The sequence below is a fragment of the Streptomyces sp. NBC_01429 genome (assembly GCF_036231945.1).
Lineage (GTDB): Bacteria > Actinomycetota > Actinomycetes > Streptomycetales > Streptomycetaceae > Streptomyces.
Window position 1 is genome coordinate 898,282 of sequence record NZ_CP109599.1, and the last position, 26,411, is coordinate 924,692.

General features: G+C 71.3%; 21 protein-coding genes and 1 tRNA gene. 7 read left to right on the forward strand and 15 right to left on the reverse strand.

All coding sequences use genetic code 11. From position 1 onward, the window contains the following. Positions 1 to 2: 2 nt before the first annotated feature. The 10 genes from lanM to OG627_RS03905 all read right to left on the reverse strand — a co-directional run bounded on the left by lanM (position 3) and on the right by OG627_RS03905 (position 11,538). Positions 3 to 2,849 (reverse strand): type 2 lanthipeptide synthetase LanM, encoded by a 2,847-nt coding sequence (gene lanM, locus OG627_RS03860; RefSeq protein WP_329061416.1) that lies wholly within the window; start codon positions 2,847 to 2,849, stop codon positions 3 to 5. After that, a complete protein-coding gene (locus OG627_RS03865; RefSeq protein WP_329061418.1) occupies positions 2,846 to 5,038 on the reverse strand; it encodes a peptidase domain-containing ABC transporter in 2,193 nt (730 codons plus the stop codon). The genes lanM and OG627_RS03865 overlap by 4 nt, the downstream gene beginning before the upstream one ends. Before the next feature lie 2 nt (positions 5,039 to 5,040). Next, entirely contained in the window at positions 5,041 to 8,058 is a 3,018-nt protein-coding gene (locus OG627_RS03870; RefSeq protein ID WP_329061419.1) for a type 2 lanthipeptide synthetase LanM family protein, read from the reverse strand. A gap of 107 nt (positions 8,059 to 8,165) precedes the next feature. Further along, complete coding sequence (locus OG627_RS03875; protein WP_329061420.1) at positions 8,166 to 8,327, reverse strand: class II lanthipeptide, LchA2/BrtA2 family; 162 nt, start codon at positions 8,325 to 8,327, stop codon at positions 8,166 to 8,168. A gap of 35 nt (positions 8,328 to 8,362) precedes the next feature. Further along, positions 8,363 to 8,524 carry a class II lanthipeptide, LchA2/BrtA2 family gene (locus tag OG627_RS03880; protein WP_329061421.1) on the reverse strand — a complete coding sequence of 54 codons (162 nt, stop codon included), beginning with the start codon at positions 8,522 to 8,524 and terminating at the stop codon, positions 8,363 to 8,365. Between the two features lie 28 nt (positions 8,525 to 8,552). After that, positions 8,553 to 8,717 (reverse strand): plantaricin C family lantibiotic, encoded by a 165-nt coding sequence (locus OG627_RS03885; RefSeq protein WP_329061423.1) that lies wholly within the window; start codon positions 8,715 to 8,717, stop codon positions 8,553 to 8,555. A gap of 161 nt (positions 8,718 to 8,878) precedes the next feature. Continuing rightward, positions 8,879 to 9,643, reverse strand: a complete 765-nt coding sequence (locus OG627_RS03890) for an ABC transporter permease subunit (protein WP_329061425.1) — start codon at positions 9,641 to 9,643, stop codon at positions 8,879 to 8,881. Continuing rightward, entirely contained in the window at positions 9,640 to 10,557 is a 918-nt protein-coding gene (locus tag OG627_RS03895) for an ABC transporter ATP-binding protein (protein ID WP_329061428.1), read from the reverse strand. The genes OG627_RS03890 and OG627_RS03895 overlap by 4 nt, the downstream gene beginning before the upstream one ends. Before the next feature lie 166 nt (positions 10,558 to 10,723). Beyond that, positions 10,724 to 11,032: a transcriptional regulator gene (locus OG627_RS03900; protein WP_329061430.1), complete on the reverse strand. Its 309-nt coding sequence runs from the start codon at positions 11,030 to 11,032 to the stop codon at positions 10,724 to 10,726. Continuing rightward, positions 11,032 to 11,538, reverse strand: coding sequence for a hypothetical protein (locus tag OG627_RS03905; protein ID WP_329061432.1), 507 nt, complete (start codon positions 11,536 to 11,538; stop codon positions 11,032 to 11,034). Before OG627_RS03905 ends, OG627_RS03900 begins: the two co-directional genes overlap by 1 nt. Before the next feature lie 149 nt (positions 11,539 to 11,687). On the opposite strand from OG627_RS03905, the gene OG627_RS03910 reads away from it, so the two are divergent. From OG627_RS03910 to OG627_RS03935, 6 genes are all read left to right on the forward strand, one after another. Further along, on the forward strand, positions 11,688 to 12,629 hold the full coding sequence (locus OG627_RS03910; protein WP_329072331.1) for an ABC transporter ATP-binding protein: 942 nt from the start codon (positions 11,688 to 11,690) through the stop codon (positions 12,627 to 12,629). Then, on the forward strand, positions 12,626 to 13,801 hold the full coding sequence (locus tag OG627_RS03915; RefSeq protein ID WP_329061434.1) for an ABC transporter permease: 1,176 nt from the start codon (positions 12,626 to 12,628) through the stop codon (positions 13,799 to 13,801). The genes OG627_RS03910 and OG627_RS03915 overlap by 4 nt, the downstream gene beginning before the upstream one ends. Positions 13,802 to 14,142: 341 nt before the next feature. Further along, positions 14,143 to 15,426, forward strand: coding sequence for a cation:proton antiporter (locus tag OG627_RS03920; RefSeq protein ID WP_329061436.1), 1,284 nt, complete (start codon positions 14,143 to 14,145; stop codon positions 15,424 to 15,426). Positions 15,427 to 15,699: 273 nt separating this feature from the next. Then, complete coding sequence (locus tag OG627_RS03925; protein ID WP_329061438.1) at positions 15,700 to 16,320, forward strand: L-threonylcarbamoyladenylate synthase; 621 nt, start codon at positions 15,700 to 15,702, stop codon at positions 16,318 to 16,320. A 786-nt stretch (positions 16,321 to 17,106) separates the two neighbouring features. Beyond that, entirely contained in the window at positions 17,107 to 17,712 is a 606-nt protein-coding gene (locus tag OG627_RS03930) for a hypothetical protein (protein ID WP_329061440.1), read from the forward strand. A 27-nt stretch (positions 17,713 to 17,739) separates the two neighbouring features. Next, positions 17,740 to 18,210 (forward strand): hypothetical protein, encoded by a 471-nt coding sequence (locus tag OG627_RS03935; protein WP_329061442.1) that lies wholly within the window; start codon positions 17,740 to 17,742, stop codon positions 18,208 to 18,210. Positions 18,211 to 19,272: 1,062 nt separating this feature from the next. Here the strand turns inward: OG627_RS03935 and OG627_RS03940 are convergent. Next, positions 19,273 to 19,346: transfer RNA gene (locus tag OG627_RS03940), tRNA-Pro, on the reverse strand. A 107-nt stretch (positions 19,347 to 19,453) separates the two neighbouring features. On the opposite strand from OG627_RS03940, the gene OG627_RS03945 reads away from it, so the two are divergent. Continuing rightward, positions 19,454 to 19,957 (forward strand): DUF309 domain-containing protein, encoded by a 504-nt coding sequence (locus tag OG627_RS03945; protein WP_329061444.1) that lies wholly within the window; start codon positions 19,454 to 19,456, stop codon positions 19,955 to 19,957. On the opposite strand, the gene OG627_RS03950 is transcribed toward OG627_RS03945, so the two are convergent. The 4 genes from OG627_RS03950 to OG627_RS03965 form a co-directional block, all read right to left on the reverse strand. Continuing rightward, positions 19,947 to 20,687: a LutC/YkgG family protein gene (locus OG627_RS03950; RefSeq protein WP_329061446.1), complete on the reverse strand. Its 741-nt coding sequence runs from the start codon at positions 20,685 to 20,687 to the stop codon at positions 19,947 to 19,949. The genes OG627_RS03945 and OG627_RS03950 overlap by 11 nt on opposite strands. Further along, complete coding sequence (locus tag OG627_RS03955) at positions 20,684 to 22,126, reverse strand: LutB/LldF family L-lactate oxidation iron-sulfur protein (RefSeq protein WP_329061448.1); 1,443 nt, start codon at positions 22,124 to 22,126, stop codon at positions 20,684 to 20,686. The genes OG627_RS03950 and OG627_RS03955 overlap by 4 nt, the downstream gene beginning before the upstream one ends. Continuing rightward, the gene (locus tag OG627_RS03960; RefSeq protein ID WP_329061450.1) at positions 22,123 to 22,842 is read right to left on the reverse strand and encodes a (Fe-S)-binding protein; all 720 of its coding nucleotides are present in this window, start codon (positions 22,840 to 22,842) and stop codon (positions 22,123 to 22,125) included. The genes OG627_RS03955 and OG627_RS03960 overlap by 4 nt, the downstream gene beginning before the upstream one ends. A gap of 114 nt (positions 22,843 to 22,956) precedes the next feature. Further along, positions 22,957 to 26,265 carry a family 78 glycoside hydrolase catalytic domain gene (locus OG627_RS03965; protein WP_329061451.1) on the reverse strand — a complete coding sequence of 1,103 codons (3,309 nt, stop codon included), beginning with the start codon at positions 26,263 to 26,265 and terminating at the stop codon, positions 22,957 to 22,959. Positions 26,266 to 26,411 lie beyond the last annotated feature (146 nt).

Sequence of the window (26,411 nt, forward strand, 5' to 3'; positions counted from 1 at the left end):
GATCAACGCGGGACATCCGTGGGGGCGTTCCCGTGGCGTGGCCGCGGGGGCGGGGGCTCCGGGAGGCCGGAGGCCGTCAGCGCGACCGGTACGAAGGCCGGGGGCCGGCCGTCGAGTGCCCGGTTCAGCAGGAGGTCCGTGTGGCCGATGCCCGACCAGCCGAACATGTAGCCCAGCAGTGAGGTTCTCCCCGGGCAGCCGGTGTGGAACCCCCGTTCGCGGGCCGCCCGCGTCACACGGACGCGGTGGTCGGCCGCCCGGTCGAGCAGGGACGGGTCCCGCAGGAGCGTACTCGCCGTGATCAGTGACTGGATCACTCCGGCGGAGCCGTGGCACACCGACAGGTCCACGGGGCCCTGCTCGCGCAACGTGGTGGCACGGTCGGCGAGTTGGGCGAGGCGGCGGTCGGCGGGGGTTCCGGTGCGGCCCGCGGAGGTGAGGATCTCCGCGGCGACGAGCAGCAGTCCGGCACTGCCGTTGCACCATCCCGGTACGGGGGGTTGTTCGGCGTCGGTGAGGCGTTCGGTCAGCCACTGCGCGGACGCGTCGGTCAGGGCTTGGTCGCCCAGGTGCCTGCCGATGCGGGAGACGGCCCAGCGCATGCCGACATCTCCGTGGGCGACATCGAACCAGGGGCGGTCCAGGGGTTTCCGTGCCTGGCTGAGGACCAGGTCGCACAGGCCGGTGAGCCGGTCCTCGTCCAGCAGAGGCGGCCGGCCCGCTTCGAGGCGTGCCAGGACGGCCATGAGGAGTCCCGCGGGGCCGTTGGCGAGGTCCGTCTCCAGGGTGCCGGTCTCGGTCCGTTCCGGGATCCGCTCCAGCAGCCGGGCCGTCCAGACGGGGTCCTGGCGGTCGGGCCGGGTGAGCAGGTGGGAGGCGGCTCCGGTGAAGACGCTCTCGGGGGCCCGCAGCAGCGCCTCGTCGTACACGCCGAGGAGTGCGTCCAGGCCGCGTTCGGCGCTGCGGTGCAGTGCGCCGAGGTCCGGGTCCTCCCGCGCGGCGGCCTGGAGGAAGGTGACGATCCCTCCGTTGTCGTGGAAGGAGAGGTAGTTGCCCGGCACGATGGTGGGGACGCCCCTGTCGGGTCCCACTCCCCCGATCCAGCCGCTCTGTGTGCCGTGCTCGTCCTGGTGGGTCACCCGGATGTCCTGGAGGATGCGGGCCACCCGGGGCCACCACGGCTCGTCGGCGGTGGTGTGCAGGACGGGGGCGAAGACGCTGCCGGCGGCCATGACGTCGGGGGCCGCCTCGGCGAGTTCACCGAAGCACTCCTCCAGGACGAACCGGTGGTAGGTGTCGCTCTGTCCGGCGTGGAGCACGAGGCCGGCGCGGGCGAAGTCGGCCGGTGACGACGGGTGGGCGGCGTCCTGGCGGGCGGTGTTGGTGGCCAGCTCGGTGGAGTCGGCGCGGGCCGTGAAGTAGGGGACGTTGCCGGTGTCGAGCGCGGTGCGTTCGGCCTCGCCGGCGAACACGCGGGCCTCGGGGCTCAGATGGCGGGGGAACTGCTTCAGCAGTCCCAGCAGGCGTGCCGTCTCGCCGGGGTCGCGCAGGTAGCGCGGCTGGGTGGCGGCGTCGATGAAGCGTCCGTACACCATCGTCGAGCGGATCAGGCAGCGTACGGGCAGGCCGGGGTGGCGGTCGAGGACGCCCTCGACGGTCCCGCGCCGGCGGACGGCGCCCAGCGCGTCGGTGTATCCGGCGACGATGTCGCGGTAGTGCCGTACGGCCGCCAGCCGCTCCTCGCCGAGCCGCGGCACGTTCTCCTTGTGCCGGTAGACGACGGGTTCCCAGCGCAGGCGCAGGGCGTCGGTGCCGGCGCCGTCGATCACGGTCCTGCGCAGTTTGCCGGAGACCTGTTCGGGGCCGACGCCGACGCCCGCCATGATCACGTCGATCGGGGATTCGGGGCGGACGTTGGGGACCAGCATGGTGGAGGCGACGGATGCCTCGACGTGGTTGATGAGGCGGTTCTCCAGGGAGTCGGTCCCGGTCCCGGCGCCGGGGCGCAGCATCATCTCCGTGTCGATCACGCAGGGGTGCTCCCCCGCGGCCAGCAGGTTCTCGTCGTGGAGGTCGGAGGCTCCGATGGCGCCGAAGAGGGCGCACAGCGCGCCGAAGCGGTAGAAGTACCGGGCGGGCTGGTCGGACTCGGTCATGGGGCGGGGGGTGACGAACCGCTGCCATCCGTGGTCGCCGACGGACAGCGACGCCGGTACGCAGCCGTCGAGGGAGTGGGCGAGGTGGGGGGCGGCCGCGGCGTAGAGGTCGCGGACGAAGTCGTCGGCCGCCAGGGTGCGGGGTTTGAAGACCAGTTTTCCGCCGCCCGCGAGCCATGCGGCCACGACGCGCCGGTTGTCGTTGTGCGGGTCGCCGCCGGTGGTGATGAGGGAGACGAGAGTGTCGTGGGCGTCCGCCAGCAGGCCGCTCGCCACGAGCCGCGCCCGGTCCTGGTGGAAGGCGGTGAACAGGTCGTCGTACGCGTCGAGGAAGTGGTCGAGGACCACGGTGAGGCGGCGGCGCAGCACCTCGTAACGGCCGAGGAGGTCGCGGCAGTTGCCGGGGTCGTCGAGGTGGCGGCGGAACATGCGGAGCGCCTCGTCGCCGTCGGCGGACATGGGCAGTCCCCGGGCTTCCCTGAACGCGTGGAACTCGCCGATCAGGACGCGCAGGGAGTGTCCCTCGACGGTGGTGACGAGGTCTTCCCAGATCTGGTCGGTGAGGTGCCGCGCGTGCTCGGGCGTGGCGACGCGGGAGAGGGGTTCGCGCAGTCGGTCCACGACCGCCTGCCGGGGTACCCGGTCGGTGTAGAACGGCAGGAAGTCGACGACTGCCACCTGTGGGTCGGTCACGCTCGTTCTCCCCCCACCAGCGTTTCCTCCCGCTGGTCGTCTCCGTACAGGTCTGCGTACAGCCCGCCCTCGCCGAGGAGTTCCTCGTGGGTGCCGGACTCGGTGATCGTGCCCTTGTCGAGGACGTAGATGCGGTCGGCCGACTGCACGGTGGCCAGGCGGTGCGCGATGACGACCTGGGTGGCCCCGATCTCGGAGATGACCCGCATGACGCGGCGTTCGTTGATGTTGTCGAGTGCCGCGGTGGCCTCGTCCATGACCAGGATCCGCGGGTTGCCGAGCAGGGCGCGGGCGATGGCGATCCGCTGGCGCTGGCCTCCGGAGAAGTTGGCTCCCATGTCGGAGACGAGGGTGTTGAACCCCATGGGCAGGTCGTCGACGAAGTCGAGGATGCCGAGGCGGTCGCAGAAGGCGCGTACGTGCTCCTCGGAGAGGTCCTTGCCGAGGGTCAGGTTCTCCAGGATGGTGCGGTTGTGCATGTGCACCTCCTGGGGGATGTATCCGATGGTGCGGCGCAGGGCGGTCCTGTCGTACTCCTCGATGTCGTGGCCGCCGAACTCGATGGTTCCGCCGCTGGGGCCGTAGAGCCCGCAGATGATGCGGCCGAGGGTGCTCTTGCCGGAGCCGGAGGGACCGACGAGGGCGACGCGTTCTCCGGCGCCGATCGTCATGGTGACGTCCTTGACCACCGTGTCGCTGTGGCGGGTGAAGCGGAAGCCGACGTTCTTGAGGGTGATGGAGGCCGAGGCGGGTTCGGTGCGGGTGCCGCCGGGTGACTCCGGTTCCTCCTCGGAGATCTCCGCGAGCCGGGACACGTACCGGGACACCTCGTTGAAGGAGGTGTATGTCTGGAAGACGGAGCCGGCGAGGGAGAAGTACGTCGCGGAGATCGCCTGGACCGACACGGCGGCCCCGAGGGAGAGGCCGCCGTGGCCGACCAGGTAGAGGCTGAACAGCAGCAGGACCAGCGGGCCGAACATCTGGGTCGTGGTGGACAGTCCGGCTATGCGGCCCTGCTGGAGCCGCATGCGCGTCTTCATCGCGTCGAGGGAGTTGCTGTAGGTCTGGCTCCAGCCGGTCAGGAACTCCTCGGCGTAGCCGCCCATCTTGATCGCCGGGATGGAGACGATGGCGTCGAGCTGGGTGCCCTGGCTCTTGGCGAGGTAGGCGATCTCGGAGTCGACGGCCTCGGTGACGCGGTACCGCGTCCGCATCAGGTACAGGGCGTTGAGCAGGAAGAGTCCGACGGCGACCAGGCCCAGGCGCCACTCCGTGACCAGCAGGTAGACGGTGACGCAGACGAGGGTGCCCACGTCGAGGACGCCCTGGGCCATCCGGGAGGAGATCAGGTCGCGGACCGAGGTGACGCTGTTGAGCCGGTAGATGAGTTCACCTGGCGGCCGGGTGGTGAAGAACTTGAAGGGCAGGTTGAGGAGCCGGGTGAACGTCTGGCTCATCAGGTCCTTGCCGAGCACGGCGACCAGCGAGGAGAGCAGCATGACGCGCGTCAGGTGCAGCAGGTAGTAGCACAGGGCGGCGGCGACGACGGCACCGAGCAGCACGGCGGAGTCCTCGAGGCCGTCCCAGTGGGCGTACCGGTCGACGGCCCAGCGGGTGAGGACGGGGATGCCGAGGACGGTGCCGTACCCGCTGAGCGACAGCAGGGCCACCATGCCGATGCGTTTCTTCGCTTCCCTGGTGAGCAGCAGGAACTTGCGCCACTCGGCGAACGGCCTGGCGCGCTTGCGCTCGAACTCCTCGCCGGGCTCGGCCGCGAGGACGATCTCGGTGAAGCCCTTCTCGAGTTCCTCGCGGCTGATGCGGCGGCGTCCGACCGCGGGGTCCATGACGACCGCGGTGCGGCCGTCGAAGTTCTCCAGGACGACGAAGTGGTAGTTCTCCCAGTAGAGGATGACCGGTGAGGTGAAGTCAGCGAGGGCGGCCACGTTCCTGACCCGGTACGGCTTGACGCGCATGCCGCGTGATTGCAGGAACTGCGCGAGCTGGCCGGCGGAGAGGCCGTCGCGGCCGGCCTCCATGACCTCGCGGGCGCTGACGATCTCCTCGGCGCGCCCGTGGTAACGCAGCAGGGCGACGCACGAGCAGAGGCCGCACTCCGTCTGCGTGACCTGGGTGACGGTCGGTACCCGGCGTGCCGTGGCGGTTTTCTCCCGGCGGGGTGTCGTCATGGTCAGCGCCCTCCCGCGGTGAGGGTGAGCGGGCACAGGCGCAGGTCCCGGTCGATCCGGTTGAGCAGGTGCAGGGCGAGCCCGGCGCTGCCGACCATGAGGCTGTTGGTGTGCGCGTACCGGCTGTCGGGGTCGGCGGTCTTGCGGCGGAAGGTCTCGGGCCTGAGCCAGCGGCGTTCCTGCTCGCGCACCCGGGTGTGCAGCGGGGTGCCGTGCGGGCCCGCGATGTGGCGCAGGACGGCGTGGTTGCCGAGGTCGCCGTGGCACCAGGTGAGGTTGCGGCCGAAGCCGAGGCGGAGCGTGTTGTCGACCGCCTGGTCGCGCGGGGCGGTGACGTCGTCGGCGCCGGGCACGGTGGCGTAGGCGGACAGGGCCAGGGCGACGCTGGTGGAGCCGTGGCACCAGCCGGTCGCGAAGGTCCCCTCGCCCGATCCGCGGGAGGACCAGTTCCGCTCGTCCGGGTGGTAGAACCCGTCGAGGCGCCTCACGAGGGTGCCGAGGACCGTCTCGACACGCGGCCGGTGGGCGGCGGGGAGCAGGCCGTGGGCGCGGGAAAGGGCGTGGACGACTCCGCTGATGCCGTGGGCGAATCCCGACTGGTCGAGGACCGAGCGGGCGAAGGGGCCGTCCTGCTGGATCTCCTGGGCGAGCAGGAGCGCGATCTCGGTGACCGCCTCGTTCTGCGCGGGGCCGAGGATGTCGGTAACGCAGTTGAGGACGCCGGCGAGTCCGCTGATGACGTCCAGCGGGAGGTTGCCCGTCCGCTCGGCGCGGATCTGGTCGAGGACCAGGGGGACGGCGCCCCGGGCGGCGTTCACCCAGTCGTCCTCGCCGCTGAGGCGGCCGGCCGCGGAGAGGGTGAACAGGATGCCGGCCATGCCGGTGTAGCCGCCGTATCCGGCCTGCTGGAGGCTGCGGGACTCGTAGCGGTGGGAGGCGAGGATGTCGGCGGTCGCGGAGAAGACCTGGCGGGCGGCGCCGAGGTAGCGGTCGTCGTCGAGGACGTGTCCGGCGGCGCAGAGGGTGAGGGCGATCCCGGTCCGCCCGGTGTAGAGGTCGTAGCCGAGGACGCCGGGGGGCCAGGGGCGGTCTGCCTCGGCGGACGCGAGCGGGCCGATCCAGGTCCTGGGCAGGTGGGCGAAGCGGTCGGGCAGGGAGGTCTCGACGAGGTCGTCGCAGAGTTCGCGCGCGAGGGCGAGGAGTTCACGGCGCTCGTCGGGGGCGGCGTCGGTGTCCGCGGCGGGGGCCCGGGTGTCCTGCGCGGGAGAGAGGTGGTTGTCCGGGAACTGCGCGGTGAACGCGGAGCGGATGAGGCGCAGTTGCTGGGCGAGGTCGCGTTCGCCGAGGCGGGCGGCCTTGGCGAGGGCGAGGTCGAGCGGGGAGTGGCCGAGCGCGGCGCCGACCTCGTGGGCGTCGCCGTCGCAGACGCGGGTGGCGGTGGCGCCGACGGTGAAGTAGGGGACGTCCCGTTCGGCCATCTGGCGCAGTTCGGAGACGATCAGCGGCCGGGCCGAGGTCTTGCTGGCGATGGCGACGCGCTTGAGCAGCGCGAGGTAGGTGGCCGGGTCGTCGAGCGCGCTGGGTCCCGTGGTCATGCGCAGGATCTGGGAGTAGAGCGCGGTGGGGTTGTGGACGTAGCGGATGCGCAGGCCCTCGGCGGTGGTGCGCAGCAGCGCGGTCCAGGTGTCGGGTGCGGCGAGGAGCGCGCGGTAGGTCCGGGTGAAGCCGTCGGCCATCTCGCGGCCCAGGCGCAGGATCTCCTGCTCGGTGCGCTCGCCGACGACGGTCCTGCGGCCCTGGACGCCCTGGGGCCTGAGGGAGAGTCTGATGCGGTCCGTGTAGGGCGCGTCGAAGGTCACCTGCTTGAAGGGGGAGGTGCCGCGCCCGGGTCCGCCGAGGAATCCGAGGTCGACGTGGCCGCCGCGGTCCTTCTTCCGGCCGGCCATCACCAGGGGCAGGATTCCCACGCCGTAGACCGACTGCCCGATGGTGGTGTACGCGTTCCCCTCGGCTTCGGGGACCGGCCCGTCGTGGACCCGTTCCGGGTGGAGCAGGGTTTCGAGGTCCACCGGGACGGGACCGCGGCGGGTCGGCAGGATGTTCTCGAAGTGCATGTCGCGCGCGTTCAGCGCGTAGAGGACGGCGGCGAGTTCGCCGCTGTCGCGCATGAAGCGCTCGGAGATGTCGGAGACGTCCTCGGTCTCGATGTGTTCGACGTATCCGTAGCCGTCGCGGGCGAGCGCCGTGGCGGTGACGAGCCGGGTGCCGAAGGACGAGTTGAGTTCGCGGGCGAGGCGGACGTAGGCGGCCTCGCAGGAGACGTCGCGGGGTTTGTAGACCAGACGTGCGCCGGACTCGAAGGTGAGGACGCAGACGGCGCGGCCGTGGTGGTGGGTGTCGCCCTCGGGGGTGCCGAAGGAGCGCAGGCGGTCGTCCGGTGCGAGGGCGAAGGTGTCGCGGAGGGCCTCACGGTCGGCGGCGACCCGGGAGCAGAGCTCGACGACGGCGTCGACGGTGGAGGCCAGCACCACCGGGGTGAGGTCGCGCAGGACGGGAAAACTGAGACCTCCGGTGGCGGTGAACGAGCCGCGGGCGGCCTCGTCCACGAAGTACCGGTAGCGCTCCTCGGAGCTGTCCCCCTTCAGGAGTCCCTGTTCGCGGGCGTGGTTGACGGCCGCGACCAGCGGCCGGGTGCACGTCTCGCGGACGCGGATCTCGACCCTGCCGAGCAGTTCGATCAACGCGGTGCCGGGGTCGGCGAACAGACCGGGGAAGGCGCCCAGCGGATCTCCGTCCGCGGCGCCCGCCGCGATGGACCTGATCACGCGCTGGAACGGGTACTGCTCCGGCCGGGTCAGCCAGTCCTCGACGATCCCGGGCCGCTCGGACGCGGCGGCGGGCCGCTGCGGCTCACCGGCGACCACGGCGAGGACGTGGTCGTCGAAGGGCGCGAGCGGCGTGATGGTCTCACCGATCTCGGTCTCGTCGAACTCCGGGTAGAGGTTGATCGCAGATCTCATTGCTGTCCTTCTGCACGCGATGTGAAGTGCCCCCAAAGGCGGGGCGGAATGGACGCTTGAGGGCCGGTCCGTTCCGCCCCGCCCGCTTACACCGACCTACAGGGCACTCAGCAGGAGCTGGTGCACTTGGTGGTCGGGCAGAAGGCGACGCTGGCCGCCACCGTCACCGCGACGGAGACCGGCGTCGTACCACCGGTGACATCGGCCTCGCTCAGCTCTATGAGCTCGGCCTCGTCGTACGCCCCGAGGACGTCCTTCTCGTTCTGCATGATCTTCCTTCCCCACCCCTGGCAGAGGTCAGTTGTCAACAGGAGTTGGTGCACTTGGTGGTCGGGCAGAACGCGGCACTGGCCGCGATCGTGACCGCGACGGAGACCGGCGTCGTACCACCGGTGACATCGGCCTCGCTCAACTCGATGAGCTCGGCCTCGTCGTACGCCCCGAGGACGTCCTTCTCGTTCTGCATGGCTCTCCCTCGTCTGCCGTGGCAGAGCTCAGTTGCAGTTGGGCTGGCATTCCTTGGTGAGGGTGCACCAGCCGCCGCTGTTGCCCAGCGCGTCCGAGAGCGAGAAGGTGTTGGTGGTGCACGCGCCGTACGCTATGCCGTCGAAGTCCTGCTCTTCGATCTCCTCGAGGAGGGACAGGTCGCCCTGGTACATGGGGTTCTCCCTTGTGTGGTGGATGCGAGCCCCGAACTGTCGTTCGTGACCAGCGCCTGTACCGATCATCTGAGACCGACATTCGGCCGCCGCATCGCCGACCGGGGAGAGTCCGCATCGCCCGCGCATAAGCTCCGCATGCCCGGACCGGGGCGGTGGTGTCAGGCGTCGCGGCGCCGCAGGGCCAGGTATCCGGCGAGCGCCGCGCAGGCGGTCCACACCGCGAGGACGCCGAGCCCCGACCAGGCGCCGAGCACATAGCCGTCGGGCACCTCGCGGTACAGGACCAGTCCGCCGGCCTGATCGGGCAGGAACTGCGCGGCCTTTCCGACGCCGGGGATGTTGGTGAGGATCGTCGAGACCGTGAAGAAGAGCGGGACGAGGATGCCCATGGTGATCGCGGAGGAGCGCAGCAGGACGGCGATGCCCATGGTGAACAGGCAGAGCAGGGTGGTGTAGAGCACCGCGCCGGCCAGGGCGGTCGGCACACCGTCGGCGGTGAGGGAGACGCTCTCGTCGCCCATGGTGGCCTGGGCGAGGAGGAAGCTGGTGAACACCGCGGCGACGGAGACGACCAGCGCCGTCAGGCCGCCGGCGAGCATCTTGGCCGCGTAGAAGACGCCGCGCCTCGGCACCGCGGCCAGGGAGCTGCGGATGGTGCCGGAGGAGTACTCGCTGGTGACGACGAGGACTCCGAAGACGACGAGTCCGATCAGGCCGAGCCGCAGTCCGCTGAATCCGGTGGAGACCGGGTCGAAGGAGGCGGGGGCGGGCTTGTCCGCGTACTGGTGCCGCACGACGGCTCCGGTGAGCACCGCGAAGGCGAGGCTGAGGGCGACGCAGAGCACCAGGCTCCACGGCACGGAGCGCAGGGTGCGCATCTTGGACAGCTCGAATCCGACGGCCGCGTTCAGGTCGTTGCTCATCGCACTGCCTCCTGCTCGGCGCGGTACTCGACGGCGTCCGCGGTGAACTGCATGAACGCGTCCTCCAGCGAGGCGGTCCGCGGGCTGACCTCGTGGACGGCTATCCGGTGCTCGGCGGCCAGGGTGCCCACCGTCCTGGGGTCGGTGCCGACCGCCTCCAGCGCGCCGTCGGGTCCGGTGTCCACGTGGACACCGCGGGCGGCCAGCAGGTCGCGCATGCGCTCGGGTTCGGGTGTGCGGATGAGCACGTAGGAGCGGGAGTTGTCGGTGATGAAGGCGTCCACGGAGGTGTCGGCGAGGAGCCGGCCGCGGCCGATCACGATCAGGTGCTGGGCGGTCAGCGCCATCTCGCTCATGAGGTGGCTGGAGACCAGGACCACCCGGCCCTCGTCGGCCATGCGCTTCATCAGGTCCCGGATCCACTTGACGCCCTCCGGATCGAGGCCGTTGACCGGCTCGTCCAGCAGCAGGGCACGGGGGGAGCCGAGGAGGGCGGCGGCGATGCCGAGGCGCTGCGCCATGCCCAGCGAGAGGCCCTTCGCGCGCTTGTCGGCGACGCTCGCGAGTCCGACGGCCTCCAGGAGTTCGTCGACGCGGCCGGGCGGGATGCGGTTGCTGCGGGCCAGGCCCGCCAGGTGTCCGCGCACGCTACGGCCGCCGTGCACCGCGCGGGCGTCGAGCAGGGCGCCGACGGTTTTCAGGGGGCGGGGCAGGTCCTCGTAGCGCTTGCCGTCGATGAGGACCTCGCCCGAGGTGGGGCGGTCGAGGCCGATCATCGCGCGGATCGTCGTGGACTTGCCGGCGCCGTTGGGGCCCAGGAATCCGGTCACCCGTCCCGGCTCGACGCGGAAGCTGAGCGCGTCGACCGCCCGGGTCCTTCCGTACCATTTCGTCAGCTCTCGGACTTCGATCATCGCACTGAATCTCCTGTGGTGAACGTTGTGTACAGGGAGGTGGGTACGGGAAAGGGACGGGCCGGTACCCCACGGCCCGTTCGGTCGCGCGTCCGCCCCCGGGCGTGCCCCCGGGGTGACGGGAGTGGTCGGCCGGCGGGGCGTGCCGCCGGGCCGACGGGAGCGGTCAGTCGGCGGGGCGTGCCGCCCGCGCCGTCGCCGCGATCCGTTCGAGCGCCGCCGCGTGCCGCAGGAACGCCTCCCGCCCCTTCGGGGTGAGCCGGGCGAGGGTGCGCCGGACGCCCACCCCCACCTGCTTGCGCACCTCGACGTACTCCTCGGCGGCGAGGGCCGACAACTGCTTGGACAGGGCGGAGTCGCTGGAGCCGATCGCGTCCCGGATGAATCCGAACTCGGTCCATCCGGCGGGCGCCAGCAGGGCGACGATCGTCAGCCGCGGGGCCGGGTGCAGGAAGGCGTCGAAGTCGGCGTCCATCAGATCCGCCGCTCGGCCCGGCGCCGCAGCCGCTCCTCCGCGTACCCCCGCGCGCGGGGTGCCACCAGCAGGCCGGCACCGACCACCACCGCGGCGGCGACGGCGTGGGGTCCCGGTACGCCGCCCGAGGAGAGCGCCGCGGCCAGTCCCCGGAACACCGCGTACCCGGCGAGTCCGCAGACCAGCCCGATCAGCACGGCGCGAGGGGCCGGACGGTTGCGCACCGGGGCGCCGTAGGTGTGACGGACCACCAGCAGCGCCACCAGCAGCAGCCCCGGGAGCAGCACCGCGCCGCCCCAGGGGTTGGGCAGGTCGTAGGAGGCGAAGGAGACGAACAGCAGCAGCGCCGCCGTCAGGAGCGTCGGGCGGGACAGCCCGAAGCGGAGTTCGGCGACGCCGGACTGCTCCTGGCGTCTGCGGATGTCGTCGAGCGCGGCGGCGGCATCGGCCGGCGTCACGGCCCGCTGGTCGGAGGGGTTCCTGTCGTGCTGGTCGTCGGACGCCATCGGCCCTCGCTTCTTCCTGAGGAGCACTGCTACTTTCCTGTCGAGAAAGTAGCAGGTATTTTCCCAACAGGAAAGTAGACTCCGCGCACACATCGACGGCACAGGCAGGCAGAAGGGGGAAGGCTGTGAAGCCATTGGTTCTCGAGGGAGTGTCGAAGCGGTTCGGATCGCAACAGGCCCTGGACTCACTGACATTGACCGTGAGACCCGGGGAGATCTCCGGCTTCGTCGGGGGCAACGGGGCGGGCAAGACCACCGCCATGCGCATCGGCGTCGGGGTCCTCGCACCGGACCGGGGACAGGTCCTGTGGGGTGAGGCTCCGGTCGGGCGGCTGGAGTCGGCGCGGTTCGGCTACATGCCGGAGGAGCGCGGCCTGTACCCGAGGATGACCGTGGCCAGGCAACTGGTCTACCTCGGCGAACTCCACGGGCTCTCCCGCGCCGACGCCCGCGAGGCGATGCTCCGCTGGACCGAGCGGCTGCGGATCACACAGCACCGCGACAAGCGGGTCAACACCCTCAGCCTGGGCAACCAGCAGCGCGTGCAGCTGGCCGCCGCCCTCGTCCACGACCCCGAGGTCCTCGTCCTGGACGAGCCGTTCTCCGGGCTCGACCCGCTCGCCGTCGACGACATGAGCGACGTCCTGCGCGACAAGGCCGCGCTGGGCGTGCCCGTGCTCTTCTCCAGCCACCAGCTGGACCTGGTCGAGCAGCTCTGCGACCGGGTCGCGATCGTACGCGCCGGACGCCGGGTGGCCTGCGGCTCCCTGGCGGAGCTGCGGCCCGCGCAGGCGAGCGGCCAGGTGTACGTCGAGGTGGAGGGCGCCGGCGAGGACTGGCCCGCGGGGTGCCCCGCCGCCGCCGGCTTCAAGGCCCACCAGCAGGGCGTCCTGGTCGACCTCGCCGCGGGCCGCAGCGAGAACGACCTGCTGGTGGAGGCGGTGCGGCACGGCACGGTCCGGGAGATGCGGCGGCACGTGCCCAGCCTCGCCGAACTCTTCCGGGACCTGGTCGAACCGGGCGGTGACCCGCCAGCGCCGGACGCGGGCTCCGAGGACCGTACCGCCGAGATGGACGAGGTGACCGCGTGAAGCGCCCCGGTTCCGAGCGGCACACGCCGCGCCCCGCCCGCGTCCGCCTGGTCTACGTCCGGGAACTGAGGGCGCGGATGATGACCAGGGGCTATGTCATCAGCCTGGCCCTGCTCTCCCTCATCACCTTCGGCCTGGTGATCGGCTTCAGCCTGATGGGGCACACCACCTCCGCCACCGTGGCCGTCTGCGGCACACCGGCCCCGGCCCTCGGCACCGCGCCGCCCGGCGTCCGGGTGACGTCCTGCGACGGCATGCCGCGGGCGCGCGGGCTCGTCAGGGACAACGACGCGGACGCGGCGGTCGTCGTCGGCGCGGGCCGCGCCTCGCTGCTGACCCGCGCCGACACCAGCGATCAGGCACGGGCGGGCGCCGAGGCGCTGGCCAGGACCTGGGCAGGCAACCAGGCCCTGCTCCGGCAGGACGTCGACCTGGGGCGGCTCGCGCGGGACACCGAGGCGGCGGCGCCCACCTCCGTGACCGTCGGGAAATCGGTGGGCTCGCTCCAACTGGGCGCGGCGGCGAGCCTGATCATCGTGCTGTTCATGCAGATCGTCAATCAGGGTTCGGTGATCGCGCAGGGCGTGGTCGAGGAGAAGTCCACCCGGGTGGTGGAGGTGCTGCTCGCCACGCTGACCCCGCTGGAACTGCTCGTGGGCAAGGTCGCCGGGATCGTCACGGCAGGCATGGTGCAGGTGGCCGCGATGCTGGGGGCGGTGGTGGGGGCGCAGTCGGTGCTCTCCGAGCCGGCCACCGCGATGCCGGGGCCGCGGGCCCTGCTGGTGACGGTGCTCTGGTTCCTGCTGACCTTCGCCATGTTCGCCTCGCTGTACGCGGCGGCCGGATCGCTGGTGTCCAGACCCGAGGACCTCCAGGGCGTGCTGACGCCGGTGATGCTGCTCGCCCTGGCGCCGGTCGGCGCGGCGACGGCCGCCGCCGCCCAGCTCTCCGCGCCCTGGGTCTCGGTCGCGCAGTACGTGCCGCCGTTCTCCGGGCTGCTGATGCCGCTCAAGGCGTCCGTGGGCACGGTGACGGTGCAGGAGCAAATGGCCGCCGCGGGAATCCTGTTGGCCGTCACGGCCTGCTGCATGGTGCTCGCGGCGCGGATCTACCGCAACTCGGTGCTGCGGGTGGGCGCGCCGGTACGGTGGCGCCAGGCGCTGGCCGCCTGACCCGGAACTCCTCCCGCCGGGAGGGACGGGCCCGGCGGGCGACCGCCGGGCCGAGGCCCTCCCCCGCTCGCCGCGTCCCCGATCCGTCGCGCCGCCTGTTCCGCCGTTGGGCCGCGCCGTCGCCTCCCCGTTCCGCCGTTGGGCCGCGCCGTCGTCGTCCGATCCGGCACGGTCGCCACCGCAACCGGCCTGCCGCCGCCCGACCCCGCGGGCCGACCCGGGCGGGCCCATCGGTGGGGGCGGGCCCATCGGTGGGGAGCGGCGCACGGTCCTCCTCCGCCCACCCCGTCGGACGGACCCCTCACTCTCCTCGTTCTCCTCATCCAAGGGCGGTAGACGCCATGAGCACCAGCCCGGACATCGTCCACCTCTTCACCGGGATCGCGGCCGCCGTGGCGCTCTCCCGGGTCGCCGGGCGGCTCGCCGTCCGGCTGCGCCAGCCACCCGTGGTCGGTGAGATCGCCGCCGGCGTCCTGATCGGCCCCACCGTCCTGCACGGTGCCGTCGGCGGGTTCCTCTTCCCCACGGACATCCGCCCGCTGCTCCTGGCGGTCGCCGACATCGGGCTTGCTCTCTTCATGTTCGGCGTCGGCCTGCACCTGCGGCCGGCGGAGCTGGCGAAGCAGTCGCGCGCCACCGCCGTCGTCACCGTGGGGGCCACGGTCCCCGTCTTCCTGCTCGGCACGGGGCTGGGGGCGGTGCTGCCGCCGGGAGGTTCCGGCGGCCGGTCGACCGCCTCCGTCGTGTTCCTGGGCCTCGCGCTCTCGGTCACGGCGCTGCCGGTCCTGGCCCGCATCCTCTCGGACCGGGGTCTGACCCGCACGCTGGAGGGCACCGTCGCCATGGCGTCCGCCGCGGTGGTGGACGTCCTCGCCTGGGCCGGTCTCGCCGCGCTCACCGCGGTGGTGTCGGACGGGCGGGCGATCGTCCTGCTGTTCGTGCCCTACCTGCTGTTCATGCTGCTCGTGGTGCGCCCGCTGCTGGCCCGCACCGCCCGGCGGCCGGGGCCGCTCGCGCTGATCGTCGGCGCGCTGCTCTCCGCCGCGGCGACCGAGGCCATGGGCATGCACCTGATCTTCGGCGCGCTCCTGTTCGGGCTCGTCGTCCCGCGCGACCAGGAGGACCTCGACGGCGGTGACGGAACCGGCGCGGGCCCTGCCGGGGCCCCGTCGGCGCTGGGCCGTCTGCGGGAGTCCGCCGAGCAGATCTCCTCGCTGCTGATGCCCGCCTTCTTCGTGCTCAGCGGTCTCTCGGTGGATCTCAGCCGACTGGACGTCCGCGGCGTCGGCGAGCTGGTGCTGGTCATCGCGGTGGCGGTGGTCGGCAAGACCGGCGGCACCTACGCCGCCGCGCGGATCGGGCGGCTGCCGGCGCGTTCGGCGGCGGTGCTGCCCGTCCTGATGAACACGCGCGGTCTCACGGAGCTGGTGGTGCTGTCGATCGGACTGCAACTGGGGCTGCTCGACCAGGACATGTACTCGATCATGGTCGTGATGGCGCTGGTCACCACCGCCATGACCGGCCCGCTCCTCGCACTCCTGGAACGCCGCACCCCGTCCGGGCCGCCGGAGCCGGAGGACGGCGACGCCGTCGGCCGCGAGGCCGGGAACCGCGCGCGGACCTAGGGCCTGCGGCCACTACCGAGGGTGGGGCGAGGCCGTCGTCTTAGGCCGCTGGTCCGTCACATCACGATCTACGGCTGGAGTACTCAGCGGCTCGATCCGCGAATCACTGACGCGGAATCAGGGGAAATCACGCTGAGCACATGCAATGGGCACAAGATGCGAGATTCAACCGTGCGTCACCAGCCGCCTGCGGAAAGAAGTCCGGGGAGTCGGCGATGCGGCGGGCCGGGCGGCCTCGTGAGGGCGCGGGGGGCCATCACGTACGCTCAACTGATGGCGAAATACTTCGACGTGCACCCGGAGAACCCTCAGCGGCGCACCATCAGCAGCGTGGCCGACAGCATCCGTTCCGGCGCGCTCGTCGCGTATCCGACGGACTCCTGTTTCGCCCTGGGGTGCCAGCTCGGCAGCCGCGACGGCATCGACCGGATCAGGGCGATCCGCGACCTCGACGATCGCCACCACTTCACCCTCGTGTGCCAGAACTTCGCACAGCTGGGGCAGTTCGTACAGATCGACAACGACGTGTTCCGGACGATCAAGGCGGCGACGCCGGGCAGCTACACGTTCATCCTCCCGGCGACCAGGGAGGTGCCGCGCCAACTGCTGCACCCGAAGAAGAAGACGGTCGGCGTCCGGATCCCCGACCACGTCGTCACGCAGGCACTGCTCACCGAGCTGGGGGAGCCGCTGCTCTCCAGCACCCTGCTGCTGCCGGGCGAGGACGAACCGCTGACGCAGGGCTGGGAGATCAAGGAACGGCTCGACCACGTGGTGGACGCCGTGATCGACTCGGGCGACTGCGGCACCGAACCCACCACGGTGATCGATTTCTCGGGCGGCGACGTCGAGATCGTGCGCCGGGGCGCGGGCGACCCGGCACGCTTCGAGTAGGGGCGTCGTCTACCCGCCTCGCCGCCGGTCTGCGGGGGATTTGCCCCGGCCCATGATCTCGGCCCCGATGCCCTGACCCCAGGTGCTGGTGAGAGCGCGATCGAGGGTGATCGGGTCGTCCACGGCGTCCACGCCGTGGACGACCCGCCCGTCGAAGCGCGCGAACAGCCACTCGGCGCCCCCGATGGGTGTGTCGATCGTGATCGTCTCTCGACCTGGACCCGGATGCCGGCCGGCGCACAGCGATCTTCGATCTGCTGTGACAAGAGTTCTTCACGATGCAGAAGAACGCTGTGGGGCTCATTGCCCGTCGGAAGGTCGAGCCGCGCCTGCTCGAATCGGCTTTCATCGCGTTCCGCGCTGCGCTATATTCCGTACTCGTCTTCAGCGCCCTGCCCCCGTTCGGGCTCTGAGTTTCATCTTCACTCAACAAGTCGTACAGGGATTCCATTTTGGACTTCCGTTCGCACCGAATCGCAAAGGGATGGGGACCCGTGATGGAGGCGAAGAGCTGGACCGGCTCGCGCGACACGTACTCGCCTCCCGCAACATCCGCCCCTCCTTGATCGCTTGGCAGCTCACGCACCTCTACCGCGCCGAGCACGGTACGCGCTATCGCGAAGTTGGCCTCCTCCGGCCCCACCGTGGAGTAGCTTCCTATTCGCACACCGTTTCGGCTCCGATTCGTCACGGGCTGATCTCCTGAGAATGACGGAGAAGGTTCGGATGAAGACGGGCGGGTACTGATTCACCCCAACCGGTCGACGGAGACCGAAAGGACGCCCCATGCCGACGTCATGGAATCGACGCCTGATCACCATTCCGGCCGCCGTCGCGGTCCTGGCGGGTACGGCCGCCTCCGCCGCCACGGCGAGCGCGGGCATCGGGACCACCGCGCGTACGTCCACTTCCTGCCCGGTCGGCCAGGTCGGATCGGACCACGGAGTCCGGTGCGGTACGCCACCAGGGGACACACCAACAACGCCGCGACGTGCGGAGTCAGATGCCCCGGACCCGGCGAGGACCGGCCGGACAGGACATGGCGCGCCCCGAGCCGCAGCCGCCTGCCAGACACGCGAAGGGTCCGAGCACGTCGACTGGACCGGCATGTGGTTCGACCACGACGTGGTCTGCGACAACTCCCCCGGCGACGTCAGGCTGCAGTCCTTCGTGAACAGCCCGGTAGTCGGGAGGATTCACACCACCCGCAGCTGGTTCGTGTGCTGGAAGACCGGAGACGGTGCTTCCGGCAGCGACAATTTCTGGTACTACACGCAGGGCGACGAAGTCGTCTCCCGGCCGTCCACCGCGGCATGGGGCTATCTGCCCGCCAGCATGCTGCAGTCGGACTCCCACCCCGTTCCCGGGCTGCCGAAGTGCTCGTGGGCATAAACCGGATGAGAAAGAAGGGCTGACACCATGAAACCGGTCGGATGGAGCGTCGCTGTCCGTACAGCGCTCTCGTTACTCGTCAGCGTCGTCACGGCGATGACGGTCACGGCACCGTCGGCGGTGGCCGTTGGCGGCCAGGACGCCCAAGGCATCTGTCAGATCAGAACCGACGTATCGCACACCGATCACGTCAACAAGACGTTCACCAAGGACCTTTACTGCGAGAACGTCACCGCCGACGTATACGTCAAATCGGAGAACTACGCCACCGTCAATGCCAAGCTCACCAGCACTCTGAGCTGGTTCGTCTGCTGGGAGACGGGCGAGCTTCACGCTGGGGGCAATCGCATCTGGTACTACACACAAGGCGACAAGATCCTCAACTGGCCCCTGCGCAAGGGCTGGGGCTACGTCCCCGCCTACCGGCTCACCACCACGACGGACCCGTTCCCTGGACTGCCCGCCTGCACCCCGGACAACGTGCGGGGAGACCGGTGAAAAAGCGCCCGCGCCAAGGCCCCGCCGCGATCCTGGTCCTGACACTCGCAGCCGCGATGTGCGTCCCCACCGCTTCCGGCGCGGCCGCGGCGACGGCGACGCCGGCGGCGCGAACCTGTTACATCCGCGAGAACACGCCGCATGCGGACACTCTCGGGAATACCTTCACCAAGGATCTCTACTGCGAGAACGTCCCCGCCGATCTCTACGGTCGTGCGACCCCCTCCGCTCCGCTGACCGGCCGCCTCAAGTCCACGACCAGCTGGTTCGTATGCTGGACTCTGGGAGACCCGCACCCTGGTGGCAACAACGTCTGGTACTACACACAGGGCGACGAGATTGTTCAGCTCCCAGCCGTACAGGGGTGGGGCAACGTCCCCGCCAACTTCGTGTGGACATCTGAGGATCCTTTTCCGGGACTGCCACGCTGCCCTTGGCGATAACTACCCCATTCAGTCACGTTTCAGGGCGGGCTCGCTGGTCCGGCGTCTGCGGTGACCTCCGTTGGAGACGGCCTGGTGCTGCCGCCTCGGGTGTGACCGACGCAGGCCGTGCGCGACTCTGCCGTTGTGCGGGGGGGGCCGACGGGTGGGGGCAAGGGCGAGGAGTTCGGGGATCTCGGCTCCGGTGTAAGGGATGAGCCCGTCAGGTGCGAAGTGCCGGGCGTGTTCGTCGGCGCGGACAACGGCGGGCAGGCCGAGGAGTGGATCTCCGGCATCCTCCAGGCCCGCCCGGACCGGTATCGCTCCGGACGTGGCCACGGTGCCCTGTCCGAGTACGGCACGAGCGATATGGACCTGGCCCTGCGGGACCTGGAACTCAAGACACTCGATCCCTCCCTCGCCGTCCGGCGCTGCCTCCACCCCGACATGACCCGGATCACCAACGCCGGCCACGCCCTCACCGCACACCTCGACCCCGTCCGCACGCCCCTCACCCTCGCCGTCCAACCGGCGGCAGGACGACACCGTGAGACCCCCTGGTCCCCAACTGGTCCCCAGGAAACACGGAAAGGCGGCACCGGATTTCTCCGATACCGCCTACGACCTGCGAAAACACAAGTCGGGACGACAGGATTTGAACCTGCGACCCCTTGACCCCCAGTCAAGTGCGCTACCAAGCTGCGCCACGTCCCGATGCCCGGTCCGCCGGAGGGTTTCCCGCCCGGTCCGACCACGCAGGAGTACATTACCTCACTCCTGGCAGCGGGCAGGACGCCACCCGGCGGGAGGACAATCGGCTGATGAGCGAGAACGGGCGGGATCGGGACAGTGAGGGGCGGGCTCGTAGCGCGCGGCCCCGGGACGGGCTGGGGCGGCCGTTGCCTTATGGGGCCCAGGGGGTGGAGCGGCAGCCCGAGGGGGTGGTGCGTACGGCGCCGGAGACGTTGCGGGAGGCGCAGTTGCTGCTGGACCGGGGGCAGCCGTTCCACGCGCACGAGGTGTTCGAGGACGCGTGGAAGTCGGGGCCCGAGGAGGAGCGGGCGCTGTGGCGGGGGATGGCGCAGCTCGCGGTGGGGCTGACGCACGCCGCGCGGGGCAATACGACGGGCGGCGCGCGGCTGCTGCGGCGGGGCGCGGCGGGAATCGGCGCGTACGCGGATCCGCACGGCCTCGATGTGGCGGGGCTGGCGGCGTGGGCCCGGGAGCTGGCGCGGCGGGTGGAGCGGACGGAGGCGGACGGGCCGGTGGACGCCGCCGGGGAGGCGCCCCGCCTGACCCGCCGGCCGGGCCCCCTCACTCCGTGAGCAGGATGACCTCCAGCGTGCGCGGGCCGTGCACGCCCTCCACCCGGTCGAGTTCGATGTCGCTGGTGGCGGACGGGCCGGAGATCCAGGTCAGCGCGCGGGTCGGGTCGAGCCGGGGCATGGCCCTCGGTACGGAGCCGACGACCTGGTCCGGGACGCGTACCACGCAGATGTGGTGGTCGGGGATGAGCGTGACACGGCGTCGTCCCTGGTCAGGGGCCGCGTCGAGGACCAGGGTGCCGGTCTCGGCGATGGCCAGGGCGCAGCCGGTGACGACGCTGTCGACCGTGTCGAGCTCCCCGGCGGTGATCGCCGGGTCGTCCGCGATCCGGGTGAGGCCGTCCGGTGTGCCGGCGAGCCAGTCGGGCGGCAGCAGCGGCGGGACCAGGAGCGTACGGGCGCCCCGTTCGGCCAGCAGTCGTCCGATGAGCGCGGGCAGTCCCGCGGTGTCGGTGCGGTGGACGAGGGCGCGGTAGTCCGCGAGGTTCTCGGCGAGCAGGTCGACGGTGCGGCTCTCGGGCGTGTGCGTGTCGAGGTAGTCGCGTACGGGCTCCGGAGCGTCCGGGGCGTCGGCGACAGCGGTACGGATCCGGGCGAGGATCCGTTCCCGCGAGCCCGAGCCCCCGCCCGAGCCCGGATCGGCACCCGCTCCCCCGCCGCTGCCGTCGCCGTCCGGGCCTGTCCCCGTCCCCGTACCCGTACTCGTACCGGTACCCGTGACCCCGCTCATGTCCCACTGTCCTTACGGTCGTTCCCGCGGTTCTTCTTCCACCAGTCGCGGAACGGCTCCGGCGGCAGTTTCGGCAGGTCGCGCGCGTTGGTCCAGGCACCGGCGCCCGGCACTTTCGAGGGGTGCAGCCCGCGGGTGCGCGACGCGGCCCGCTCCCCCGCGGCCATGACGCGCGGATGGTCGAAGACCCAGCCCGCCGCCTTCATCGCCGCCTTCTCCAGCCGGTGGCCCTTGCCGCCCTGGTCCGCGACGCGCTCGCGCAGATGGACCAGGACCTCGGGGATGTCGATGGCGACGGGGCACACCTCGTAGCACGCTCCGCACAGCGAGGAGGCGTACGGCAGCGAGGCGTCGATCTCGCTCTCGGTGCCGCGGAGTTGGGGGCTGAGGATGGCCCCGATGGGGCCCGGGTAGACCGAGCCGTAAGCGTGGCCGCCGGCCCGCTCGTACACCGGGCAGACGTTCAGGCAGGCCGAGCAGCGGATGCAGCGCAGCGCCTGGCGGCCGACCTCGTCGGCCAGTGTGCCGGTGCGTCCGTTGTCGAGCAGGACCAGGTGGAAGGTGCTCGGGCCGTCGGTGTCATGGGTCCCGGTCCACATGCTGGTGTACGGGTTCATGCGCTCGGCCGTGGAGGAGCGCGGCAGCGTCTGGAGGAAGACCTCCAGATCCCGCCAGCTCGGCACCACCTTCTCGATGCCCACCACCGAGATCAGTGTCTCGGGCAGCGTCAGGCACATGCGTCCGTTGCCCTCCGACTCGAAGACCACGAGGGTGCCGGTCTCGGCGACCATGAAGTTGGCCCCGGACACACCGACCTTGGCGCGCAGGAACTTCTCGCGCAGATGCAGCCGCGCGGCCTCGGCGAGTTCGCCGGGGGTGTCGGAGAGACCTTCGGGGGCCGCCCGGCCCCAGGCTCCCATCCGGTCGCGGAAGATGTCGCGGATCTCGCCCCGGTTGCGGTGGATCGCGGGGACCAGGATGTGCGAGGGCCGGTCCTCGCCGAGCTGCACGATGAGTTCGGCGAGGTCGGTCTCGTACGCGGAGATGCCCTCGGCCTCCAGCGCCTCGTTGAGGCCGATCTCCTGGGTGGCCATGGACTTGACCTTGACGACCTCGCTCTCGCCGGTGGCCTTCACCAGGTCCGTCACGATGCGGTTGGCCTCGTCGGCGTCGGCCGCCCAGTGGACCACGCCGCCCGCCGCCGTCACCGACTCCTCCAGCTGGATCAGATAGCGGTCCAGATGGCGCAGGGTGTGGTCCTTGATCTGTTTTCCGGCCTCGCGCAGCCGGTCCCAGTCGTCCAGCTCCGCCACGGCCTTCGCCCGCTTGTCGCGGATGGTGTGGGTGGCGTGCCGCAGATTGGCTCGCAGCGTCTCGTTGCCCACGGCCTCCTTCGCCGCCACCGGGAACGCGGGCATCCCCAGATACGTACCGCTCATGACCAGGGCTCCTCTTCGGTCGACGCCAGGATCTCCGCGAGATGCACGGCGCGCGGGGCGGCGCCCTCACGGCTCAGGATGCCGTCGATGTGCATGAGGCAGGAGTTGTCGGCGCCGCACAGCACCTCCGCGCCGGTGGCGACCGCGTTGTGGACCTTGTCCTGGCCCATGGCTGCCGAAACATCGGAGTTCTTGACGGCGAAGGTGCCGCCGAAGCCACAGCACTCGTCCGCGCCGGGCAGCTCGCGCAGCTCCAGCCCGCGGACCGACTCCAGCAGCTTTCTGGGCCGGTCCCCGAGCCCGAGCATCCGCAGTCCGTGACAGGACGGGTGGTAGGTGACGGTGTGCGGGAAGTACGCGCCGACATCGGTCACGCCCACCACGTCGACCAGGAACTCGGTCAGCTCGTAGGTGCGCGCCGCGAGGGAGGCCGCGGCCTCGTCGCCGATGCCGGGATAGTGCTTGCGGACCATGGCGGCGCAGGATCCGGAGGGGGTGACCACGTAGTCGTATCCGGCGAACACCCGGGCCATCCGCCGGACCAGCGGCTCCGTCTCCCGCCGGTATCCGGTGTTGTACTGGGGCTGTCCGCAGCAGGTCTGCCCCTCCGGGAAGTCGACTTCGACGCCGAGGCGTTCGAGGAGCCGTACGGTCGCGATGCCGGTGGACGGATACACGGCGTCATTGACGCAGGTGAGGAACAGGGCGGCGCGCATGGGCGGAGCATATGTCGGGCGCGGGGGCGTGGGGAAGTCCCCCCATGGAGGTGATGATGCGTCAGACATCGGATGGATCAGAACCTTTCTCCGTACGGTGGCACAGCACGGCCCTCAGGAACGTCCCACGAAGTCCCAGGAGCCGTGACCCGCGCGGTAGAGCACGAAGCCGGGTTCGGTGCGCAGATACTCCGCTCCGGCCGGCGCCTTCACCTGTTCGCGCCGGTCCGCCGGGACGTGGACCTCGGCCGTCGCCCCGACCGGGACGCCCACCGTGAGCCGCAGGTCGCGGCCGATCTGCGACCAGGCCACCGATGCCGTCCCGCGCACCGTACGGATCGAGGTACGGGCCCAGCTGACCCCGGTGCGGCCGTCGGGGCGCACGGTGAAGGTGCGGTAGCCGGCGTCCCCGGGGCGCAGCCCCGCGACGTTCTCGTACAGCCACTGCGCGACCGTGCCCTGGAAGTAGTGGTCGCGGGAGCGTGAGTCGAGCGGCCACATCTCCCACATGGTGTCGGCGCCGTTGTCGAACCAGTGGCCCCAGCTCGGGTACGTGCGCTGGGTGGCGATCGCGTGCGCGACCTCGGGACGGCCGTGCGCGCACAGCACCCGGAGCAGCACGCTCGTGCCCAGCGCCCCGGTGTTGAGATGGTCGCCGCGCGCGGTGATGTCGGCGACGAGGCTGTCGAGCACCGAGGCGTGGGCGCCGCTGGGGACCAGCCCGAAGGCCAGCGGGAGGGCGTTGGAGGTCTGCCGGTAGCCGGGGTCCTTCGCCGTGCTGTAGTGGCCGGAGGCGTTGAGGAAGGTGGCGTTGAGCGCCTCCTTGAGCCCGGCCGCGGCCCGCCGGTAGCGTTCGGCGGTCCCGTCGTGGCCCAGCAGTTCTCCCAGCTCGGCCGTCTGGGTCAGGGCGCGGTGCAGATACGCGGTCGCCGTCAGCCGGGTGTCCTCGGGCGGGTTGCCGCCGTAGCCGGGCGGCAGATAGTCGCCGAGCGCGGTGACCGCGAGACCGTCGCGGAGCCGCTCCAACTCCCAGTCGAGATAACGGGTCAGGGTCGTCCAGTGCTCGCGGGCCACCCGGTCGTCGCCGTAGATCCGGTACATCTCCCGTACCAGGAAGGGATATACGGTCGTCCACTCGGGGGACGGGCCCAGGTCACCGTAGCCCCAGCCGCCGCTCGGCACGATCACCGGCAGCTGTCCGTCGGCGTTCTGACTGTCCGCCAGGTCTCCGAGCCACTTGGCGAGGAAGCGGTGCACTCCGAAGGCGTACTCCATGACGGGCGCGCCGAGCTGTGCGTCGCCCGTCCAGCCGTTCTTCTCGTACATGGGGGTGTCGGTGGGGATGCCGTGCAGGTTGTTGAGGAGGGTGCGGCGCATCGCCCGGTCGAGCTGCTCGTAGAACGGCTCCGAACACTCGAAGCCGCTGACCTCGGCCACCTTCGTGTGGACGACCCGGCCGAGCACGTCGGACGGGCGCGGACGGCTGGGCACGCCACTGACCTGCACATAACGGAAGCCCTTGTAGGAGAAGGCGGGCTCCCACACCTCGGTGCGCCCGCCGCCGGCGCAGATGTACTCGTCGCGCTGGAACCGGCCGGGCACATGTCCGGTCTCGGCCTGCACACTGCCGTCGTCGGCCAGCCGCTCGCCGTGGACCAGCGAGACGACGGTGCCGGCCGGGGCCCGTACGCTCAGGCGGGTCCAGCCCGCTGTCGTACGGCCCATGTCGACCACGTACACACCGTCGCCCAGTTCGGTGATCGCGGTGGGGGTGAGGGTCTCGACGATCTCGATGGGGTCGTGCGGCTGGGCGCGCAGGGTACCCCCGGGCGCGCTCTGCGGCCGTGGGCGGCGCCAGGCGCTGTCGTCGAAGCCGGGCTTCGTCCACCCGGCGGGCGCCAGCCGGGCGTCGTAGGTCTCGCCCGCGTAGAGGGAGTTGGTGAGCGTGGGCCCTTCGGTGATGCGCCAGTCGGTGTCACTGACGACGGTGGTACGGGAGCCGTCGGGGTGCTCGGCCTCCAGCCGGCACAGCAGCCGGGGTTCGCCGTGCCAGGGCGGCTGGTGCCAGTTCCAGACGTTGGGGGTGGTCATGCCGTAGAAGCCCCGGCCGAGGGTCACCCCGATCGCGTTGGCGCCGCGCCGGAGCAGCGAGGTGACGTCGTGGACGGCGTACATCACCGTCTCGTCGTAGTCGGTGAAGGCCGGGTCGAGGACCTGGCTGCCGACGCGCTCGCCGTTCAACTCGGCTACGTAGTAGGCGAGTCCGCTGATGTAGAGCCGGGCTCGGCTGACCGGCTTGGACACGGTGAAGGCGCGGCGCAGCAGGGGTGCGGCGGCCTCGGGCGCGGCGATCGAGACGCCGCTGCCCCAGGGGCCCTGGCCGTACGGGGCGAGGACGGCAGCGCCGGGCCAGCCGCTGTCGTCGAAGTCCGGGCGCCGCCAGCCCTCGGGGTCGGCGTCGGTGGCCCGCCAGTCCGCTCCGGTGACCAGCTGCACACTGGCCCCCGCGGCGGTCTCGACCAGCAGCCTGACCAGCAGTCCCGCCGGGTTGACCGAGACGTTGCCCCGGTTGGTGGCGAGTGCGGCGAGGACGACGCGGGTGCCCGCCGACCGTACGGCCTCGGTGACATCGGCGATCCGGCCGGTCCGCCAGCCGTCGGTCCGCTCGGGGGCGTGCAGCACCTCGTGGCCGTCCAGCCAGAGGGTGAAGTCGTCATCGGCGGTGGCCAGCACGGTGGCGCGCGTGATGTCGGCGCCGGGGGGAAGTTCGAGGGCGCCGCGCAACCGGCATGGTCCGACAGGGGCGTTGGAGGTGGTGGCGTCCGGGGTCCAGATCCAGGAGGCGCCGGCGAAACCGGGCGGCGCGGCGGCCGGGTCGGCGCCTATCCACTCGGCCTCCCAGCGTTCACCGCCGAGCGCGCTCTCCCACCAGCCGGCCGTGCTCCACGGCGAGGCGTGCCCGTCGGCGTCCCAGACGCGGACCTGCCAGTGGCAGCGGGTACGGGGAGCGAGCGCGGGTCCCCCGTACGGGACGGCGACGCTGCGGTCGGAGTCGACCCGGCCGCTGTCCCACAGGAGCCCGCGCCCGGCGGCGAGGTCGCGCGGATCGGCGGCGGCCCTGATCCGATAGGCGCTCTGCCGTGCGCTCGGCCGCCCGCCGCGGCCCTGGCCACGGCCACCGGAAGGGGCGCCGGTCGCCTCCAGTTCCCAGGAGAGCAGGGGACGGGCGACATCGGTGCCGAGGAGCCGCTCGGTGTACTCGACCGTCGCGGTCACCACCCGCAGCGCGCCACCGCCGCCCTTGCCCGCCGGGCCCCCCGCCGCGCCGGACGCACCGGCCGGGGAGGCGGCCGCCGCCCCCAGCACTCCCGCCCCGGCCCCGACCACGGAGGTGTGCAGGAGACCTCGGCGTGTCCAGCCCATGCCCATAGCGGCTCCCTCGAATCGCGACGCGGATTGAAACGTTTCATGGCCCGGCAGGCATCGTAGGGCCGACCGAGTCCGCACGACAAGGGGTGCGCGTGGGGCCGGTGGTGGGCGCGCAGCGCGAGGGGAGTCCCCAGCGCCGC